This is a genomic window from Anaerocolumna chitinilytica, from assembly GCF_014218355.1.
GTDB classification, from domain to species: Bacteria; Bacillota; Clostridia; order Lachnospirales; family Lachnospiraceae; genus Anaerocolumna; species Anaerocolumna chitinilytica.
Window position 1 is genome coordinate 3,524,844 of the sequence record NZ_AP023368.1, and the last position, 19,729, is coordinate 3,544,572.

The following is a 19,729-nucleotide window of genomic DNA, read 5'->3' on the forward strand; positions in this document are numbered from 1 at the left end:
TATAAGGTCTGTTTAAATCAATGTAAAAGATTTCTGGTATTTTAAAAGCAGTATATCCATGTTAAATACACGGATATACTGCTTATTATTAATTCCTTATTTTTCTATTATTTATTCACTTCTTAAGGCTTCTATGGGGTTTAGTTTGGCAGCCTTGTTAGCCGGTAAATATCCAAAGGTAATACCAATACCGGCAGATATACCAAAGGATATTAGGACGACGGAAAGAGAAGGTGCTGCATTAAACCCTATTGCATTTCCGATTTGAATACTCGCAAAAGCTCCCAGTAGAATACCTGCAATTCCTCCGATACCACTGGTCATTCCGGCTTCCATTACAAATTGACGCATAATATCCCGTTTCTTTGCACCAAGAGATTTTCTGATTCCGATTTCTCTGGTTCTTTCTGTTACGGATACCAGCATGATATTCATAATACCGATTCCGGCTACCAATAGTGAAATACCTGCAATGCCCGCTAAAAGCGCTGTCATCATACCAAGCTGAAGGTTTATTTCCTTTAGCATATTTATCAGATTCGTAGCTGAATAGAACTTTTTATCATGATATATTTTGAATAGGTAATCGTTGATTTCCGAGGTTACCTTTTCCACCAGGTTGGTATCCTTTGCCATAAGCGAATAGCTGCCAATACTTCCGATTCTGGCTTGCCTGGCTGCTGTGGTATATGGTATATAGATACAATTATCCTCTGACCATTCCACATTATCGGCAGTTTCTTTTAAGATACCTTTTATGATATATTCTTCACCGTCAATCTTTAAGATATCTCCAATCTCCGCCTTTTGCTTAAATACCTTTAAATCAATATAACTGCCGATTACACAGGTTTTCTCAAGGTTCGAGACATCCATATAGTTGATGAAGCTGCCCTTGTCTAGTTCTTTCTCATTTAACTTGGCATATTGTTCATCAACACCGGTAATATTTACTCCTTCCATCTTATCGGCAGTGCCTTTTATAGTTGTCTGGAATCCAACATTAGGCATAACAGCTTTTATTGTGTCCTTATGCTTCTTGGCATAATCATACATATCCTTTTCGGTAAGTATAACGTCCCCGTTACGTCCCATTAAATTTACGGTGACATTGTTAACTCCCATGGAACCAAAGGAGGATTTCATTTCCCTGGTCATGCCCTGCATCAGGCTTACCATGATAATAACAGAGGCAACACCGATAATCATACCAAGCATGGTGAGGAAAGAGCGCATCTTATTGCTTACAATGCTGCTCCAGGATAGCTTAAATACCTGTATCGGATTCATTTTCTTCCTCACTCTCCCCTAAAATGGCTTTATATTTTTCCACTTGTCCGTCAAAGGTAATCTTTCCATCCATGATACGGATAACCCTTCTGGCTTCGGAAGCAATGGCATTATCATGGGTTATCAGGATAATGGTATTGCCTTCCTGGTTCAGCTCTTCTAATAAATCCAAAACTTCTCTACTGGTACGAGAATCCAGGGCTCCTGTGGGTTCGTCTGCCAATATAAGAGAAGGATTACCCGCCAGTGCTCTTGCTATTGAAACTCTCTGCTGCTGACCACCTGATAACTGGTTGGGAAGATTTCTCCATTTTTCCTTAATCCCTACCTTGTCTAAAACCTCCAGTGCCCTTTTTTTTCGCTTACCTTCACTCATTCCGGCATATAACAGGGGAAGGGATACATTCTCTAACAGATTCTGCTTCGGCAGCAGGTTATATTGCTGAAAAACAAAACCAATCATTTTATTTCGTATCTCTGCTAGATAATCCCCTTTCATTTTACTTACATCCTGGCCATTTAAAATGTACTGGCCACTGCTTGGTGTATCCAGAGCTCCGATAATATTCATCAGTGTAGACTTTCCGCTGCCGGATTTACCAACAATGGCTACAAATTCACCTTGATGAATTCTCAAATTGATGCCGTCATTCGCCCGAACCTCTGTGTCTCCCATATTGTAAATCTTATGTATATCTATCAAATCAATTAACGCTTCTGCCTCCATGTCTCCTCCTGCCTTTATAGGCGCACATTCACGCACATTACTCCGAAACGGTTACTGTATCGCTATCGCTGCTATAATAATCACCGCCTGCACCGGTTCCGCTGGTGTCAACATAGGGTACATACACTTCGTCGCCTTCTTTTAGGCCGGATTTGATTTCAACATTAGTTCCGTCACTGATGCCTACCTCGACCTTAACCTCATGGAAGCCTTCCGGTATGCCATCGGCATTAACCGGCTGATTCTTATCCTTTTTACTGTCCTTCTTTTCACCTTCTGCTGATTTTACATACACTACATTATCACGCATAATGGAACCAGACGGAACGGTAAGGACATTATCTGCTTTTGCAAGGATTATCTTACCGGTTACATTCATACCTGGAAGCAGATTTCCAGTCTTATCAATTCGGATGGTTACAGGATAAGTACTTACACCATTGGTAGTAGTGCTATTTAACCCGATCTTTTCAACTTTTCCTTCTATTATTTCACCGGGAAGAGCTTCCGCTGTAATTTTTACTTTTTGTCCAAGGGAAATATTTCTTATTTGCAGTTCATCAATATTCATGCGAAAGGTCATAGCGGATAAATCGTAAACAATTGCCAGGGCACCTTTGGCATTGTCTGTCTGAGGATCTATGGTATCGCCCTTTTTCTTATTCTTTAATATTACCTCACCGGATATAGGTGACTTAATACTGTAGCTGTCAAGTTGATTTTCTTGGTTTTTTAGCGTCAGTTCTGCTTCCTTAACGGCTATTTTACTGTCTTCAACCGCATTGCTAACGTCCTTCGCTGATAAGGTATACATGATACTTCCCTTTTTTACATATTTTCCTTCAACAAGCTTTAAGCTGTCGATCTTACCTGAATTCACAGCTGTTATTGTCTGTTCGGTAACTGCACGGAATGTTCCGTTGTCTGCACTCTGTTCTTTTCCGATGCTTGCCAGAGCGGTTGCTCCCGCTGTTAATCCTCCGGGATTCTTCACCTTTATAGTAACTTTTCTGACAGAGATGCCTCCTGAAAGTGTCTCTGTCATGGCACTGGCTGCCGTAACTTTACCTTTCAACTCTTCCATGGTAGCGGCTATGTAAACAGTTGCCTGTTTTCCGATTAAATCATCAGATACCAAGGCAGATAAAAATGGTATATCAAGATACATGTAATCACTATCATAGACATCAGCAATATTAGAACCGGCTTGAATGTTATCTCCTTCTTTTACATAAAGCTTCTTTATATAGCCCGATAAGGGAGAAGTCCCTTTTAAGTCGTCTAATTTTGTAACTGTGTCCTGATAACTTTTCTGAGCTTTTTCAAGAGAAAGGGAAGCACTCTCAATTCCGTTTTCCACATCTTTGGTACTTACCTGATAAAGTATATCTCCCTTTTTTACTGTATCTCCTTCTTCAAAAGGTGCGTCCAATACTTCACCTTTTACAAGAGCATTGACTTCATACTTATCCAAAGGTTCTATGGTTCCCTTACCGCTAAGCATACTTTCTATATTGCCCTTTGCAGCTGCTTGGGTCTGAACTGCCATATTGATATTGGCCTTTCCATGTTTAATGGTACTGTATATCTTTCCTCCGATGATTGCAATGACAATTAGAATAAGGCTATACTTTATGACCTTCTTCCATTTTATATTTTTAAAACTCCTCTTTTTCTTTTGCTTCTCATTGTTACTTTCCTGTTTAGCCATCTCTAAACCTCCATCCTGCTAATTCAAAACTTTATTTGTGCAAGAGATTCTATTTTCCTGCACCTCTCTTCTCTACCGGTAATTTCAAATGTGCATAGAAAAAGTTTTATACCAACCCTTTTCCAGCATCCGGCAGAATTATTTCTTTGTTGCTACAATAACCCTTACTACTCCGCCCAGCAGGTTAATCTTATCGGTGTAGGCATCCATATTATAGTTTTTTTGGTTATTGATCTCAGAAAGCTTTGCAGGATAATACTGATTACCATCATAAACATATACAGCCACATTATCGGAAATAGGATATACTTCGTCTCCTGTTCGAATTTGATTCTTATCTATCGAAGTGACTTGAACCCGGTATAAATCTTTAAAAACTTTGATTTCGCCGTTTTGTATTAAGAATCCCTTTGGTCCCGGAGTTGTATTTAACAGTACTGACTGAGATGTATTAGTATACTTGCTACCATTTAAATCATAGGTGTAATTCCCGGATATCACTCCGTCCTGTTCCATCATAAAGGATGTCAATAATATACCGTACTGGAACAGGTCTCCTGTGGCATCCCATAATATCATATCCGTAATTTCATAATACTTATTTAAAGAATAATATAAGACATTCCCGCTGTTTAATTCTATATCAGCCAGCTTATTTACATTAATTCTTTTGTAACTGCCCTTTGCCACATCAAGTATTCTGGCTCCGGAGGCAAAGGTCATTCCCGAAACACGAGTTGCATCACTGCTTACTTTTCCCTTAATAGAAGCAGGTGTGACCTTGGACAGGACTGCTTCTCCTGAAACATAATTAACCTGCACAACATCACCTTCCATAAGATTGGTAAGCTTTGTGTCATATTCCTGCTCTGTGCCGGTGGTATCCACGATACGCACATAATTATGCAGATCCGATTTACCGCTGCTATCTTTTGATACATGCATACCGGATTTCAGTACATATCCTACTACTACTGTCTGAATACTTTCTGCCGGCATAATTCCTGCCACACTGCCATCATCTCCTAAAAGCAGTACTACCCTCATACCTTCCTTAATGCTTCCCTGAGCGGATAGGTCATACCCTACTCTGTCACTGCCAATCTGATAGGAACTGCCTGCTACGGTAATTTCTACAGGTGCTACCTTATTGGGTTTTGCTCCTTCATAAACGCCATATACTTTGTTGTCGTAATCCCAGATAGTCTTTAACTCTTCGGAATAATAGATAACATCATAATCTGCGATTACTCCTGATTCACTTAATTCACCATTCTTATATACTCTACCATTCCTTACATCCTGGGGCAGACTTGATAAAAGATTATCCTTTACTATGTAGGGACCCTTTTTATTCTGATTAATGATACTTAGATAATCTATCTTCCCATTCTCATCATAAGCCCAGATTGTTCTAGCATCTTTGGAATAGTAGATAATATCTTTATTCCCTATGTCTGATTCCTTCGCCAGCTTATCGTTTTTATATATTAAAGCATTTACCGTAGAAAATGGTATCTTTTCTTTCCAGCTGTTACCGTAAAGGTAAGGACCTTTTCTGGTATTCTCAAGGAGTGCCTTATAATTAATATCACTATTAGAGTCAAAAGCCCATACTGTCTTTAAGTTCTTTGAATAATAGAAAATATCACCGGTATTAATATCAGAAATACTGCAGAGATTATTATTTTTATACAATCTGGCAGTATTTATCTTAAAGGGAACTGCATTTCTCCAGGCAGATCCTGCAAAAAATGGTCCGTTCAAAGATTCATTTACCTTCTTGTCATAATCGATATCACCTTTTGTATTGAGGGTAAAACCAAAGATTCCACCATAAAGGGTTCCGTCTTTTGCCTTTGTACGCAAAAGATTGTAAAACAGGTTCTTACAGTCTTTTCTGTTTAAAGGAGCCGTACGCTTCAGGTTAATCTTACTGTCCAATCCCCAATCTAAAAAAGCGGCATACTTAGCATCGGAGATATTTCCTTCAAAGTCTCCATTGGTATAACCTAATAGTGATATAACCGCATTTATTGCTTCTTCCAAGGTCACCGCTTGCTTTGGTTTGAATTTTCCTCCCAAATAGCCACTCATCAGCCCCTTACTTACAGCAAATTTAATATATCCCGAAAATTTGCTGCCACCTGACACATCGGTAAAAATTCTTGCATTATCACTGTTGCTAACTTTTCCCGCATAACTTGATACCTGTACCAGCATTTTTGCAAATTCTTCACGGGTTACCCTTTTATCTGCTCCCCAGGTTCCCATGGAATCAACTGTGATTACACCAAGCATTTCCATAACTTTTACTGAAATATCAGAATTGCCGGATTCATAGATAAAACCTGCTGCAGACTCTGCTTTTTTATCTGTATCAGAAGCAGCCTCCACCTTCCCTGTTGTTACTGTTGTCACTGTCATCACCGTTAATATCAAAGCCATGATGAGAGAAAGCATTTTCTTTTTCACACTTATATCTCCTTGCTAAATTTTATAGTAGAAACATAAATACTTATTTTCGAAAGTATCTATTGCATCTAGAACATAAAAACATTAATATTTTAACATATATGGTAATTAAAGTTATTAAAAAAACATTACCGTTCGCTTATAATTCTCTAAAGAAATCCAAAAGAAATGGGTAAAAATGAAAAAAAGCCCTAAACCACCCATGCCCAATAAGGGCCTAGTAGTCAAGTGCTTCTTTTCATCACTATATTTTCATGAAAATATGTATTCAAATCTGTTTCTTGCTTTTTGGTAAAAGCCCAATAAAAAGTATGATAGGGAATATAATAGCTGCAAGTATCCCTGCTTTTAGATTATTATGAAAGTCAGCAGAAACATTTCCAACCAGGGTGGGTCCCACGGAACATCCCAAGTCTCCTGCAAGTGCAAGAAAAGCGAACATAGCAGTACCTCCGCCATTGATTGACAGTGCAGCTAAGCTAAAGGTCCCCGGCCAAAGAATACCTACGGAAAATCCGCATAATCCACAGCCGATAAGCCCTAATACAGGAAGTGGAGCTAAGGAGATCACCAGATACGATAGCATACAAAGGATACTGCTATACAACATAAACCGTTTCAAATTTATCTTATCACCATATTTTCCATAGAAGACTCTTGCTATACCCATCATTACCGCGAACATCATAGGGCCGGCCAGATCACCTATGGTCTTGCTTACTGATAAGCCTCGTTCTGCAAAGGCAGATGCCCATTGGCTGACCGACTGCTCGCTTGCCCCGGCACATACCATAAAAAGCATTAAAATCCAAAACATTTTATTTCTTATGAGTTTTCTAAAGCCTATTTCTTCATTTCCTTCCGAAATTAATGGAGCAATTGGGACCTTCAGAAAAATAATTCCATTCATTATCGGAATTAGTGCCCAAAGAATAGCAAGCACCTTCCAGTGGTGAATACCTGCTAATCGGAAAAATAAAGTTGATAACAGAACCACCCCTACCTGTCCCCAGCAATAGAAGGAATGTAAAATGCTCATAGCCTTTTCCTTGTTGTCTGTAGGGCATGCTACAACAATAGGGCTGATTAAAACCTCCAAAAGACCGCCGCCAACCGCATATACCATAACAGCTATTAAAAGTCCCATAAAAGGGTCAGACAGCATTTCCGGCAGTACAGTTAGCAATATAAGCCCGGCTGCTGACAGAACATGAGCTGCTACTGCGGAGGCCCTATATCCGATTTTATCAATAAATCCTGCTGAGAGCAGGTCCACCAGTAACTGCAGCCCAAAGTTAAAGGTTACAAGAAGCGTAATACGGCTTAGTGAGATAGAGTAGCTGGTCTGTAAAGTGATAAATAACAGAGGTGTAAAATTATTTACGATTGCTTGCACTATATATCCTACAAAGCAGGCCTTGACAGTTCTGTTGAAATTCTGATTCATCATGCTTCTCCCTGTAAGTCTGTATTCTGTATTACTATCTGTTTTACCTCTATATTTAATTATTGATAATTTTATTTTTTACTTTAATTTATAACTTTAATTTTTTCTTATAATTTTTACTTTTATACTTTAAACTTTATTTTAACCTTTATTTTTTAACGATTGATTTTACTTTTTATTCTTTATTCTTTTCTTCTTAAGATATCGTTCTCTTCCAGCCCTTCCCCCAAATCTACGTATATCACCTGTTTCGGATGAGGGCAGCTATCCATTTCATTTCCTTCTTCGTCACGGATACCCTTTACCTTTAGCATAAGATTTCTGCCGTCGGGTTTCATGACTTCAATTTCATCTCCTACAGAAAACTTATTCCTCTGCTCCAGTTTATAGTATCCCTTTTGATTCTTCTCACCGATAATTCCAAGATAAGTATATTCCTTGATGTAAGTGTTATTATCATAGATCTGGGCATCGGAATCAGGTTTTCCAAAGAAAAATCCGGTCGTAAACTGACGATAGGTGCATTTTGAGATTTCTTCTTTATAATAGGGAATATTCTTTTCATAAAGAGCAGGATTTTCAAAGAAGTCATCTATAGCCCTCCGGTAAGTCCTGGCTACTGAAGCAACATAAAGAGCAGTTTTCATCCTGCCTTCAACTTTAAAGCTGTCAATTCCAGCATCTACTAACTGAGGAATATATTCAATCATGCACAAGTCCTTTGAATTAAAGATATAGGTTCCTCTCTCATTCTCTTCCACCGGAAGATATTCCCCCGGTCTTGTCTCTTCTACAAGATAATATTTCCAGCGGCAGGGATGAGTACAAGCCCCTCTGTTGGCATCTCTTCCGGTAAAATAATTGCTGAGAAGGCATCTGCCGGAATGTGCCATACACATTGCACCATGAACAAAGGATTCTATCTCCAAATCCTCCGGAATATTATCTCTGATACCTTTAATTTCTTCAAGAGATAATTCTCTTGCGGATACTACTCTTTTGGCTCCCAAGCGGTGCCAGAAACGGTAGGTGGCGTAGTTGACATTGTTTGCTTGGGTACTGATATGAAGTTCCATATCCGGCATAACTTCTTTCGCTATCTCAAATACACCTGGATCTGAAATGATTACGGCATCCGGTTTTATTTCCTTTAACTCTTCAAAGTACTTCTCTATTCCGGTCAGATCTTCGTTATGTGCAGTGATATTAGCAGTTACATACACCTTTTTGCCATGGGTATGCGCATAATCTATACCCTCTTTCATATCTTCCTTGGAGAAATTTTTGGCTTTTGCACGAAGACCATACATCTCTCCTCCAATATATACTGCATCGGCACCATAAAGTACCGCTATTTTTAATACTTCCAGGTTACTTGCCGGAATAAGTAATTCCGGCTTTTTATATCCTAAATCCTCCATTAACATCTGTTCGTCCTAACCTTTCTTTCTGGGGTTATAACTCTTACAATAAATTTAATTATAATAGTTATAGTAACTGACTCTAATTTACCTGATCAGTTTAATCTAAGTGTAACGAAATTAACTGGGTTATTATGGTGTATATCTTCTTTGCTCAACATATTATTTATGACGATATTCTATATACTTAACCATCTGTTTACCATGAATTATTTATTCTTTTATACTTAAGGTGACTCCGTCTCCAACAGACAAAATGGTTGTTTTTAATAAGTCTGAATGGGTAAGGGTATATAGATATTCTCTCATTCGGGTGTGGATTGTCCGATCTCTTCTGGTGATTCCATATCTGGACTGGGCTACCGTCCCATCCTGTAGTACATTATCCGTTACCAGCAGACCTCCCACTGTTAAGAGCTTTAATACTTCCGGAAGGTAATTCATATATTGCGCTTTTGCAGCATCCATAAAAATAAAATCATACCGTTCTGATTCCTTATCCGCCAATTCTTTCAGCACATCCAGTGCATCACCTTCAATTAAACGAATCTTATCCGCCTGCTTTGTGCTTTTTAAGTTCACTCTGGCTTTTACCAGGCGCATCTCTACCTTTTCAACAGTAGTGATATCACAGTTCTCCGGCATACATTCACTCATAAAGAGTGCCGAAAATCCTACTGCTGTCCCTACCTCAAGAATATGCGCCGGTTTTCTCATAGCAATTAAAAACTGTAGAAGAGACTGGGTTTCCTTTTTTATAATGGGTACTTCTTCTCTATGTGCCTCTTTTTCTAAATTGCTAAGATAAGGAGGTAACTCGCTGCTTAAGGAATTAATGTATGCTGTTATACGTTCATCTACTATCATAAGGTACTCCAATCCTAGTCCAATAAAAAAGCTGACTTCATCAATGATTTAGAATCATAAATAAAGACAGCCTCTTATAATCATTTTCGTATATAGAAACTAAGGTTTCCCTTGTTCCATTCATTCATTAATACATTATTAACTTATAACTTATCATTGTATATTACTGACCTGCACCCTGATCGCCAGAGGTAGAGTCCTTGGTTGTGGAATCTTTGGTTCCTGAATCCTTGGTTCCGGCTGAACTCTTTCCGCCAGTATCCTTAGTATTCTTTTTATCCTGGCTATCATCAGCACTAGGTACCGTTAATATACTAAAAATTTCATCATATGTCATGGATGTATTTAAATTATAAGTTCCAGGCATAAGATTATATTTCTTAAGTTTTGCTTTCAGGAAAAAGGAGTATTTATTAACGATTACGCCATTTAGTTCCAGTTTGCTGGCGATATTCATAGTCGATTCCCCTTTATCGATCTCTATGGTGGTATCATGACCGGGAGCTTCCGAAGCTGTTACCTTACCAAAAACCTGATACCCAAAATCATGCGCCACACCGCTTATTTTAACCAAAAGTACGATTACAATGGAATAAAATAATATATTCAAGAGAATCTTCAATATCGTGCTTATTACCTTTAATGCCACACGTGATGAGGTTGATCTTACTGCCATACAAACTGTCTCCTTTATTCAATAAGCTGTGAGCAACGAAAGAGACTGCCTAATTACAACTTACTTTCCTTCAGATTTCTTAGTTTACTTCCATAATAATGGGTAGTATCATCGGATTACGTTTTGTCTTTTTCCATAAGTAATCACTTAAAGAATCTTTGATTTCATTCTTCATCTTGCCCCAGTCCGTCGTATTTTTGCTTAAGCATTTTTCTAAAGCATCGCTTACAACATTTCTGGCTTCATCCATAAGATTCTCTGATTCTCTGACGTATACAAAACCTCTTGATACAATATCAGGACCTGCAAGAACCTGGTTGGTATATTTCTCTAAGGTAACTACAACAATTAATAATCCGTTCTCAGACAGATGCTGTCTGTCGCGAAGAACAATATTCCCAACATCCCCGACACCAAGGCCATCTACAAAGATTCCCTGAGCAGGCACTTTACCAACTACGCCTGCTTTCTCCTCAGATAATTCAAGTACATCTCCTGAGGATATAACAAAGACATTATCTTTTTGAACTCCCATAGTCTGAGCCAGTTCCTTATGCTTAATCAAATGCCTGTATTCACCGTGGATAGGTATTGCATACTTCGGTTTGGTGAGTGCGTAGATTAACTTGATTTCCTCCTGGCAGGCATGACCGGATACGTGGGTATCCTGAAAAATTACTTTCGCGCCTTTCATAGATAAATCATTTATTACTTTAAATACCGATTTTTCATTGCCGGGAATCGGTGTTGAACTAAATATTACTGTATCACCCGGTTTAATAGATACTTTCTTATGAATGGAAGCAGCCATTCTGGGAAGTGCTGCCATCACTTCTCCCTGACTTCCGGTAGTAATTAATACAATCCTTTCATCCGGATAATTCTTCATCTGTTCAATATCAATCAGCAAATTATTCGGAATGGTGATATAACCAAGCTCTGAAGCAGTAGTAATGATATTTACCATGCTTCTGCCTTCAATAACTACCTTTCGATCATACTTTTCAGCAGAGTTAACAATCTGCTGTATACGATCTACGTTGGAAGCAAACGTTGCTACAATGATACGGTTTTTGGAATTCTCAGCAAAAATATTATCAAAGGTCTTACCTACTGTCCGTTCAGACATGGTATAACCTGGTCTCTCCACATTAGTACTTTCACACATAAGTGCTAAAACGCCCTTTTTGCCAAGTTCTGCAAAGCGAGGCAAGTCAATAGTACTTCCGAATACTGGTGTATAATCTACCTTAAAGTCACCGGTGTGAACAATAATGCCTGCCGGTGTAAAAATTGCAAGGGATGCCGCATCTGCAATACTGTGATTCGTACGGATAAATTCGATACGAAAACAACCAAGATTAATGGACTGTCCATATTTTATAACTTTTCTCTTTGTTGACTTTAACAGATTATGCTCTTTTAATTTATTTTCAATAATGCCTATTGTAAGCTTGGTCGCATAAATCGGTACGTTAACATCCTTTAATACGTAAGGTAATGATCCTATATGATCTTCGTGGCCATGGGTTATTACAAATCCTTTTACCTTGCTTATGTTGTCTTTCAAATAAGTAACATCCGGTATTACCAAATCAATTCCAAGCATATCATCCTCGGGAAATGATAAACCGCAATCTACTACAATAATACTATCCTCATATTCAAAGGCAGTAATATTCATTCCTATTTGCTCAAGACCGCCTAAAGGGATTATTTTTACTCCCTTTTTATTTGTATTTTCTTCTTTCAAACAATGCACCTCCAATGGTTTAATTATGTAATAAAGTCCATTCTATTTAAAGTGCACAGAGTATTTAATTAGATTTAATTTTCAGGATTACTCCTTTCCTCTTTCAGCTGCACAGTCTTTACAATAACCGTACATCTTCACCTCGTGATCAACTACTTCAAATCCCATGGTCTTTTGTATCTGCCCTTCCAGAGTATCTAAGAGATCTCCCTGAAATGTCAGTACATTTCCACAGCCTAAACAAATCAAGTGATGGTGATGATGATGTGTTTTCTGTTCCTCATCCATATTTCCGATTTCGTATCGGACATATCCGTCTCCCAAATTTAATTTGTCAATCAGATTTAACTCGGCTAATAACTGTATCGTTCTGTATACTGTTGCTAAACCAATATCTGGATTCTTTTCTTTCACAATTTCGTAAATTTCTTCAGCTGTTAAATGCTTATCCGGCCTAATTTCCAAAGCTTCCAAAATATCAACTCGCTGCGTGGTAACCTTAAGGCCCTTTTCTTTTAACAGCATTTTAAACCGATCTTTTTTATCAGGCATTTCCAATCACCTTCCGCTTCCATGATAAGTAACAATATCGCTGAAACCCTATAATCTAACTAAATATTTGCACCTATATATCGCTTCATTACATATTATTTCTTTTATTTTTCTTAATTAACAGATGCCGCATTAGCATCTTGTTGATAAATACCTTTAATAATCCTTCAAATTATGATTCGAACTCAATATCCTCTAAGAGTTCTTCAAATATATCTGCTATGAGATTCAGTTCTTCTTCCTCTTCGACAAGTGTATATAAGGAGGACTCATCTCCTTCAGCTGACATATCCTTTAAAATATATGCTACTCCGTCATCTCCTTCACCCTGTGAATCGGTAACAAGTAAATAGGTATATCCATTCAATTTAGTCTGCTCAATCACTTGAAATGTAACTTCTTCATTATCATCTGTAATAAAGGTTACCTGATTCTTCTGTTCTTCCATCCTAACCTCCATACTAACCTCAGTATGGTAGGAAAAATGCTCTTTATTTTTTTCCTACTCTTTTGACGGTAAATTAAATTTAGCTTGATTGCTCAAATAATCCAAATAGCCTTGAAGAATCAACACTGCTGCTAATTTATCAACAACAGCTTTTCTGTCCTCTCTTCTGACATTCCCTAGTATTAAGGTCTGGCTGGCTGCTGCTGTGGTAAGTCTTTCATCCCATAATATTACGGGAAGTCCGGTTCTTCTTTCCAGCATTTCTTTGAATTCTTCTGATTTAACTGCCCGCTCTCCAATCGTATTATTCATGTTCTTAGGATATCCTAACACAATACGGTCAACATTGTATTCCTTAATCAACTCTTCTATTCTAGCCAGAGTTTGTCTTAATTTGTTTTCCTGCTTACGATTTATTGTTTCAATACCTTGTGCTGTAATTAACAGCTCATCACTGATTGCGACTCCTACTGTTACAGAGCCATAATCCAATCCCATAATTCTCATACAGTATAAATTCTATTATACCAAAAATCCGTATAATAACTCCTTTCGCACATACCAAAATATGGTATTCCTGTTACATAAAAAATTATACATACATTATTTCATACAAAAAAATACGGACTTCTGATATTTATTTCAGATTTCGGTCAATGTAATCGTTCAGTAATTGTTCCAGAATTTCATCACGTTCTACCTTCATAATCAAGCTCCTGGCACCTTTATGGTTTGTTATGTAGGTAGGGTCTCCAGACATGATATATCCCACTATTTGATTTACCGGATTATAGCCCTTCTCCGTCATGGCTGTATATACGGTCGATATTATCTCTCGCACGGATATCTCATTTTCCTTTTGAACCTTAAAAAATTGTGTATTATCTATCTCCTGCATAACTTCACGTCCTTTGCTGATACTGTTTCGCACAATGTATTTAACTATATATTAATATAAAATGGAGCAAATTTCAATCCATACTTTCACAAATCATCATTTCTTTGTTAAGAACTTCCTTCACTGTCACAAAAAGTATTTTATTTGACAGGTTTTCTTCTGACTTTACTGCTAGTTTTAAATACCTTTCATTATGACCAACCTGATACTTTATACCATCAATTTCAATTTCTTCTTCCACTAATAGTTTTTCGGTATTACCAAGGAAAAGTGTTCTATATTCCTTTCTCATTTCTTCCGACAAAGAAATCAGTATATTACTGCGCTCCGCTTTTTTCTCTTCTTTAACCTGTTCCGGCATAAGAGCGGCTTTGGTACCTTTCCTGGGAGAAAATTTAAAAATGTGCATCTGTGAGAAATTTATCTTCCTGAGAAATTCTCTTGTCTGTTCAAATTCCTCTTCCGTTTCTCCCGGAAAACCAACAATAACATCTGTAGTTATAGCCGGATTTTTAAAGTAGCTTCGAATCAGGGAGCATCTATTATAGTAATCCTTCGTTGTGTATTTGCGGTTCATCCTCACTAAAGTTGCATCACAGCCGCTTTGCAGAGATAAATGAAAGTGAGGGCAGAATGTTCGCAGTTCGCTGAGTCCCTTAACAAAATCTTCGGTAATGATTCTCGGTTCCAATGAACCAAGTCTTATTCTCTCCAGTCCTTCCAATCCGTCAAGGCACTTTATCAATTCAAGCAGGTGATGATTTTCAGCAATTGTACTGTTATCAAAATCAATCCCGTAGGAGGAAAGATGAATTCCCGTCAGAACTACTTCTTTATAACCTTTTTCCACAAGACTGCCGGCTTCCTTCAGAATCGATTCCGTTTTTCTGCTTCTGACTCTTCCCCTGGCGTAGGGTATGATGCAGTAGGAGCAAAACTGGTTACAACCATCCTGTATTTTGATATACGCTCTTGTTTTTTCAGAGATATCAAGAATTTCGAATTCTTCAAACTCCAAAGGTACTGATACATCAATGATACTATCTATAGTATTGTCATTTACATACGCTTTTAATATCTCAATAATATCTTTTTTTCTGTTATTTCCTACCACTATATCAATAGCTTCATCTTCCTTTAGTTGTTCTCCCGCTGCCTGAGCATAACATCCAACAGCCATTACTATCGCATTTTCATTCATTTTCCTGGCTTTATGTAGCATCTGGCGCGATTTACGGTCAGCTATATTCGTAACGGTGCAGGTATTCACAACATATACATCTGCTCTATCATGAAATTCTACTACCTGAAAACCATCTTCTTCAAATAGTTTCTTGATTCCTTCTGTTTCATATGAATTTACTTTACATCCCAGTGTTAGAAATGCTACTGTTTTATTATCTAAATTCCAATTATTCTGAATATCCATCTATATCCCTTCTATGGCTCAGAGTTTCTGAATATCTTGAGACTGCTCTTCACCGTATCATTTTCAGACAAACCAGGCACAAGACCCTCATACAAGCGGTTCTTTCGTGCAATGTGTCCTTGTCCATGCTTTTTTTTATCTACTTTGTATATTGACTTTTAAAACCCGAAATTGTAGTATATATGTGTAAATGAGATATACAAAATATCTCAGAGATAAAGATACCAACCCAGAGGTAGTGATACATTTGGTGATGAGTTACTGACTCTGAAATATACAAAACATTATCTCAGCAAAATCCATAATAAAGGAGGAGTTATAATGAAAACTGTTAAAATCTCTCTTAATTCAATTGATAAGGTTAAATCCTTTGTAAATGATGTAACAAAGTTTGATTCTGATTTTGATTTAGTATCCGGTAGATACGTAATCGATGCTAAATCAATTATGGGTATTTTCAGTTTGGATTTATCCAAGCCCATTGATTTAAATATCCATAGCGAAGAGAGCGTAGAAAAGATTCTTAGTATCTTAAGCCCTTACATCGTTGAATAATTCAAGTTGGATACCGAAAGACCAAAAGTTACTTAATGGGGATACATAATTGTATCCTCTTTTTTTGTGCCCGTTACAAATAATTCCTTTGAATTTAACAGGAAATATCACCTTAATATGAATTAGACGTAATTCCTTGTTATCTACCTTCATACCCCAGTGATATCTCCCTGATTCCAATACTTTGCTTTACCGATTACATAATCATAATTTCTTCTTTTGTTTCTAATGCTGTTTTCGTTAATTCTTCAATCTTTTCTTCCAAAAGCCTTTCAGAATGGCGTATAACCTTTAAATTAGGCTTTGTTACAGGGTGCTTTGCAACAAATATAGTGCAACAGTCTTCATAGGGCAGAATAGAGGTCTCATAAGTGTTAATTTTTTCTGAAATAGCCACTATGTCCTGTTTATCAAAAGCAATCAGAGGACGATATACCGGCATAGTGCAGACTTCATTCGTAGATGCCAGGCTGTGAAGAGTTTGGCTTGCAACCTGTCCGATACTCTCTCCGGTTATTAATCCCAGACAACCGGACTCTTCTGCGATGGTCTGTGCAATACGCATCATATATCTTCTCATAATAATAGTAAGTTCTTCATGAGGGCATTTCTCATAAATGTAGAGCTGGATATCCGTAAAATTAATTACATGAAGCTTTATAGGGCCAGTATAACGCGAAATCAGCTTAGCCAGATCTACAACCTTTTGTTTTGCACGTTCACTGGTATAGGGAGGTGCATGGAAATAAACCGCATCAATAGAAACCCCTCTTTTCGATATCATATATCCGGCAACAGGGCTGTCTATTCCACCGGAAAGTAAAAGCATAGCTTTTCCGCTTGTTCCCACCGGCATACCACCAGGGCCAGCTATTACCTCAGAATATACATAAGAACGGGTTCGTACTTCTATCATAATACGAACCTGAGGATTATGAACATCCACCTTCAGTTCCTCAAAGCGGTCTAACAGATAACCTCCCATATCCATACACATCTCTGGAGTAGTAAGAGGATAACTTTTATCTGCACGCTTAGCCTCCATCTTAAAGGTGAAATGTCTGTCAGGATATCTTTCCTCAACGTAATTTCCAACTTCTGTTTTGAGTTCTTCCCAGTCAATGGTATCTATAATCATAACCGGGCATATCCAGGCTATTCCGAAAACCCTCTTTAACGCTTCTACCGTTTCGTCATAATCGTAATCATCGGGGCATTCGATATAAAGTCTTCCCTGTTCCTTTGTTACCAGATAATTTCCAAGGTCTCTTAAGGCATTCTTTATCTGATCCCTTAAGGCATTTTCAAATATATATCTGTTTTTACCCTTTATGCCAATCTCTGCATATTTTATCAAAAATGCTTTGTACATGCCATCCTCTTTCTTTACATTAAAATTATTATTTTTATTTTATAAACCTTTATCTAACTATCCGTTTATCTTCTGCTGTATCTGCGCAGAGCAGGAACCAGCTGTTTTAAACTTTCTACTGCCTGTACAATCTCATCCTTTGTAGTATATACAGAAAAACTGAATCGAAGGGTAGAATCAAGCAGATCCTTTCGAATTCCAACAGCTTTTAAAGTGCCGCTAAGTCCCGGATGGTTGGAAGCACAGGCTGAACCTGCAGAAACATAGATTCCTTTCTCTTCAAGGGCATGTAACAGTACCTCGCTTTTAATTCCATCAAAGCTGACACTTACTATATGCGGAGCTGTTTCTCTGATATTCTCCCCAATGCAATTCACATAAGTACCTTCAATTTCTCCAAGGAGATTGATAAAATATTCTTTTATTTCGTATAGCTGATTGATTCTATCCTCATAGCTATTGAAGCTTTCTTTCACTGCTTGTCCAAGTCCCGCTATTCCCGGAACATTTTCTGTACCGGAACGCATTCCTTTTTGCTGTCCTCCCCCAAAAATAAGGGGTTTTATTTTAACCTTGCTGTTTACATACAAAAAGCCTATACCCTTTGGACCATGAATCTTATGCCCGCTGGCAGACAGAAGGTCAATTCCCTCTCTTGCCGGGTATATGCGGTATTTGCCAAAACCTTGAATGGCATCAGCATGAATATAAACAGAAGAATTTTTTTCTTTAATCTTACGGCTTAGTTCACTGATGGGCTGAACGGAACCCACCTCATTATTGACATACATAAGAGAAACCAGTATGGTATCCTCACAAACTGCCTCCAGAAGTTCTTCTTCCTTTACTCTTCCCAAGGAATCTACAGGTATGTAGCTTACCCGGTATCCATTCTCCTCTAAAAAGATCAAAGGATTATGTACTGAAGGATGCTCTATCACTGTAGTAATGATATGGTTACCTGCCCTTTTACGAGCAAGTGCCGTACCTATAATAGCCAGATTATTGCTTTCTGTTCCGCCGGAGGTAAAGATTATCTCCTTTGTCTCCGCTTTTAGGCTCCTTGCTATCACTTCCGCCGCTTCTTTTACATACCTTTCGGCTTTCACACCCATGCCGTGCATGGAGGATGGATTACCGTATTCCAGCTCCAGAGTTTCACTAATGATACTCCTGACGGAATCATAAGGTCTAGTAGTTGCCGCATTGTCTAAATATATATCCATAACTTTCCTCTTTTCATCTAGCAAAGGCTTTCTATCGCGAAAACACAAGCTTTCCGATAAATAAATCGTCTATAAAGATAATCCACCCTGGTCGGAGAATGTAAGCACTCCGAATTCTCAAATTCCACTTTCCATTTTAAACATCAGGAGAGAAAGCGCTGTTAAGCCTGCGGTTTCAGTCCTTAAAATCCTCTTCCCCAAGGTAATCGGAACAAAACCGTACTTACTTGCTTCCTGTACTTCTCTTTCCTCAAAGCCTCCCTCGGGGCCAATAAATACACCGACACTGTCTGCCGGATTTATCTGTTCAATTACTTCCCTGGTAAACAACATTCCTTTTTCATTTTCATAGGGCAGCAATTTCTTATCTAATTTATTCGCATATTCCAGGGCCTCTTTAAAGCTGTAGACTTCAGTAACCCTTGGTATAATACCTCTGCCTGACTGTTTTGCGGCGCTGACGGATATGGCCTGCCATCTCTCCAGTTTCTTCTGTTCCTTTTTCGCATCTTCCAATTTAACTATGGTTCTGCTTGTCATTACCGGAATAATTTCATACACGCCAAGCTCTACTGCTTTTTGTATAATCAATTCCATTTTATCCTTTTTGGGCAGACCTTGAAAGAGGAAAATTTTCCCCTTTAATTCGGTATCACTGTTTTTTTCTTCTTCTATGGAGAATATCACGCTATCACTGCGAATGTCAAGTACACTGCAGTAATAGTCTTTTCCTTCCTGGTTGCAAAGTATAGCTTTTTCGCCGATTCTCATTCGAAGTACATTTTTTATGTGGTTGACATCTTCTCCGGTAAGATGGATCGTACCATCCTGTACCTGATTGTTTACTATATAAAAACGGTGCATACTGTCTTAACCTTTCAT

At 38.0% G+C, this 19,729-nt stretch carries 18 protein-coding genes; 1 reads left to right on the forward strand and 17 read right to left on the reverse strand.

All coding sequences use genetic code 11. From position 1 onward, the window contains the following. Positions 1-111: 111 nt before the first annotated feature. The 14 genes from bsdcttw_RS15375 to mtaB form a co-directional block, all read right to left on the reverse strand. The gene (locus bsdcttw_RS15375) at positions 112-1,290 is read right to left on the reverse strand and encodes an ABC transporter permease (protein WP_185255726.1); all 1,179 of its coding nucleotides are present in this window, start codon (positions 1,288-1,290) and stop codon (positions 112-114) included. Further along, entirely contained in the window at positions 1,268-2,017 is a 750-nt protein-coding gene (locus bsdcttw_RS15380; protein WP_185255727.1) for an ABC transporter ATP-binding protein, read from the reverse strand. Before bsdcttw_RS15380 ends, bsdcttw_RS15375 begins: the two co-directional genes overlap by 23 nt. 37 nt (positions 2,018-2,054) lie before the next feature. After that, positions 2,055-3,728 carry an HlyD family efflux transporter periplasmic adaptor subunit gene (locus bsdcttw_RS15385; RefSeq protein ID WP_185255728.1) on the reverse strand — a complete coding sequence of 558 codons (1,674 nt, stop codon included), beginning with the start codon at positions 3,726-3,728 and terminating at the stop codon, positions 2,055-2,057. A 138-nt stretch (positions 3,729-3,866) separates the two neighbouring features. Then, positions 3,867-6,203, reverse strand: coding sequence for an S-layer homology domain-containing protein (locus bsdcttw_RS15390; RefSeq protein WP_185255729.1), 2,337 nt, complete (start codon positions 6,201-6,203; stop codon positions 3,867-3,869). A 268-nt stretch (positions 6,204-6,471) separates the two neighbouring features. Continuing rightward, positions 6,472-7,650: an MFS transporter gene (locus bsdcttw_RS15395; RefSeq protein WP_185255730.1), complete on the reverse strand. Its 1,179-nt coding sequence runs from the start codon at positions 7,648-7,650 to the stop codon at positions 6,472-6,474. Positions 7,651-7,832: 182 nt separating this feature from the next. Then, complete coding sequence (locus tag bsdcttw_RS15400) at positions 7,833-9,077, reverse strand: peptidase U32 family protein (RefSeq protein ID WP_225903674.1); 1,245 nt, start codon at positions 9,075-9,077, stop codon at positions 7,833-7,835. Positions 9,078-9,284: 207 nt separating this feature from the next. Beyond that, complete coding sequence (locus bsdcttw_RS15405; RefSeq protein WP_185255732.1) at positions 9,285-9,938, reverse strand: O-methyltransferase; 654 nt, start codon at positions 9,936-9,938, stop codon at positions 9,285-9,287. Positions 9,939-10,101: 163 nt separating this feature from the next. Then, a complete protein-coding gene (locus bsdcttw_RS15410; RefSeq protein ID WP_185255733.1) occupies positions 10,102-10,614 on the reverse strand; it encodes an endolytic transglycosylase MltG in 513 nt (170 codons plus the stop codon). 79 nt (positions 10,615-10,693) lie between these two features. Beyond that, positions 10,694-12,367 (reverse strand): ribonuclease J, encoded by a 1,674-nt coding sequence (locus bsdcttw_RS15415; RefSeq protein WP_185255734.1) that lies wholly within the window; start codon positions 12,365-12,367, stop codon positions 10,694-10,696. Positions 12,368-12,454: 87 nt separating this feature from the next. Further along, entirely contained in the window at positions 12,455-12,919 is a 465-nt protein-coding gene (locus bsdcttw_RS15420) for a Fur family transcriptional regulator (RefSeq protein ID WP_185255735.1), read from the reverse strand. Positions 12,920-13,091: 172 nt separating this feature from the next. Then, entirely contained in the window at positions 13,092-13,367 is a 276-nt protein-coding gene (locus tag bsdcttw_RS15425) for a DUF1292 domain-containing protein (protein ID WP_185255736.1), read from the reverse strand. Between the two features lie 54 nt (positions 13,368-13,421). Then, on the reverse strand, positions 13,422-13,874 hold the full coding sequence (gene ruvX, locus bsdcttw_RS15430) for a Holliday junction resolvase RuvX (RefSeq protein WP_185255737.1): 453 nt from the start codon (positions 13,872-13,874) through the stop codon (positions 13,422-13,424). A gap of 130 nt (positions 13,875-14,004) precedes the next feature. Next, a complete protein-coding gene (locus bsdcttw_RS15435; RefSeq protein ID WP_185255738.1) occupies positions 14,005-14,265 on the reverse strand; it encodes an IreB family regulatory phosphoprotein in 261 nt (86 codons plus the stop codon). A gap of 73 nt (positions 14,266-14,338) precedes the next feature. Beyond that, positions 14,339-15,694, reverse strand: coding sequence for a tRNA (N(6)-L-threonylcarbamoyladenosine(37)-C(2))-methylthiotransferase MtaB (mtaB, locus tag bsdcttw_RS15440; RefSeq protein WP_185255739.1), 1,356 nt, complete (start codon positions 15,692-15,694; stop codon positions 14,339-14,341). Positions 15,695-16,015: 321 nt separating this feature from the next. On the opposite strand from mtaB, the gene bsdcttw_RS15445 reads away from it, so the two are divergent. Next, positions 16,016-16,249 carry an HPr family phosphocarrier protein gene (locus bsdcttw_RS15445; protein ID WP_185255740.1) on the forward strand — a complete coding sequence of 78 codons (234 nt, stop codon included), beginning with the start codon at positions 16,016-16,018 and terminating at the stop codon, positions 16,247-16,249. Between the two features lie 196 nt (positions 16,250-16,445). Here bsdcttw_RS15445 and thiI read toward each other — a convergent pair whose 3' ends face one another. The 3 genes from thiI to bsdcttw_RS15460 form a co-directional block, all read right to left on the reverse strand. Next, on the reverse strand, positions 16,446-17,621 hold the full coding sequence (gene thiI, locus bsdcttw_RS15450; protein ID WP_185255741.1) for a tRNA uracil 4-sulfurtransferase ThiI: 1,176 nt from the start codon (positions 17,619-17,621) through the stop codon (positions 16,446-16,448). Between the two features lie 65 nt (positions 17,622-17,686). Then, on the reverse strand, positions 17,687-18,847 hold the full coding sequence (locus bsdcttw_RS15455) for a cysteine desulfurase family protein (protein ID WP_185255742.1): 1,161 nt from the start codon (positions 18,845-18,847) through the stop codon (positions 17,687-17,689). A gap of 117 nt (positions 18,848-18,964) precedes the next feature. Next, complete coding sequence (locus tag bsdcttw_RS15460; RefSeq protein WP_185255743.1) at positions 18,965-19,711, reverse strand: 16S rRNA (uracil(1498)-N(3))-methyltransferase; 747 nt, start codon at positions 19,709-19,711, stop codon at positions 18,965-18,967. Positions 19,712-19,729: the final 18 nt, after the last annotated feature.

Bases quoted from the DNA above. Each gene is read 5' to 3' on its own strand.
- bsdcttw_RS15375 (WP_185255726.1), bottom strand. From the start codon at position 1,290: ATGAATCCGATACAGGTATTTAAGCTATCCTGGAGCAGCATTGTAAGC.
- bsdcttw_RS15380 (WP_185255727.1), bottom strand. From the start codon at position 2,017: ATGGAGGCAGAAGCGTTAATTGATTTGATAGATATACATAAGATTTAC.
- bsdcttw_RS15385 (WP_185255728.1), bottom strand. From the start codon at position 3,728: ATGGCTAAACAGGAAAGTAACAATGAGAAGCAAAAGAAAAAGAGGAGT.
- bsdcttw_RS15395 (WP_185255730.1), bottom strand. From the start codon at position 7,650: ATGAATCAGAATTTCAACAGAACTGTCAAGGCCTGCTTTGTAGGATAT.
- bsdcttw_RS15400 (WP_225903674.1), bottom strand. From the start codon at position 9,077: ATGTTAATGGAGGATTTAGGATATAAAAAGCCGGAATTACTTATTCCG.
- bsdcttw_RS15405 (WP_185255732.1), bottom strand. From the start codon at position 9,938: ATGATAGTAGATGAACGTATAACAGCATACATTAATTCCTTAAGCAGC.
- bsdcttw_RS15410 (WP_185255733.1), bottom strand. From the start codon at position 10,614: ATGGCAGTAAGATCAACCTCATCACGTGTGGCATTAAAGGTAATAAGC.
- bsdcttw_RS15420 (WP_185255735.1), bottom strand. From the start codon at position 12,919: ATGCCTGATAAAAAAGATCGGTTTAAAATGCTGTTAAAAGAAAAGGGC.
- bsdcttw_RS15425 (WP_185255736.1), bottom strand. From the start codon at position 13,367: ATGGAAGAACAGAAGAATCAGGTAACCTTTATTACAGATGATAATGAA.
- ruvX (WP_185255737.1), bottom strand. From the start codon at position 13,874: ATGAGAATTATGGGATTGGATTATGGCTCTGTAACAGTAGGAGTCGCA.
- bsdcttw_RS15435 (WP_185255738.1), bottom strand. From the start codon at position 14,265: ATGCAGGAGATAGATAATACACAATTTTTTAAGGTTCAAAAGGAAAAT.
- mtaB (WP_185255739.1), bottom strand. From the start codon at position 15,694: ATGGATATTCAGAATAATTGGAATTTAGATAATAAAACAGTAGCATTT.
- bsdcttw_RS15445 (WP_185255740.1), top strand. From the start codon at position 16,016: ATGAAAACTGTTAAAATCTCTCTTAATTCAATTGATAAGGTTAAATCC.
- thiI (WP_185255741.1), bottom strand. From the start codon at position 17,621: ATGTACAAAGCATTTTTGATAAAATATGCAGAGATTGGCATAAAGGGT.
- bsdcttw_RS15455 (WP_185255742.1), bottom strand. From the start codon at position 18,847: ATGGATATATATTTAGACAATGCGGCAACTACTAGACCTTATGATTCC.
- bsdcttw_RS15460 (WP_185255743.1), bottom strand. From the start codon at position 19,711: ATGCACCGTTTTTATATAGTAAACAATCAGGTACAGGATGGTACGATC.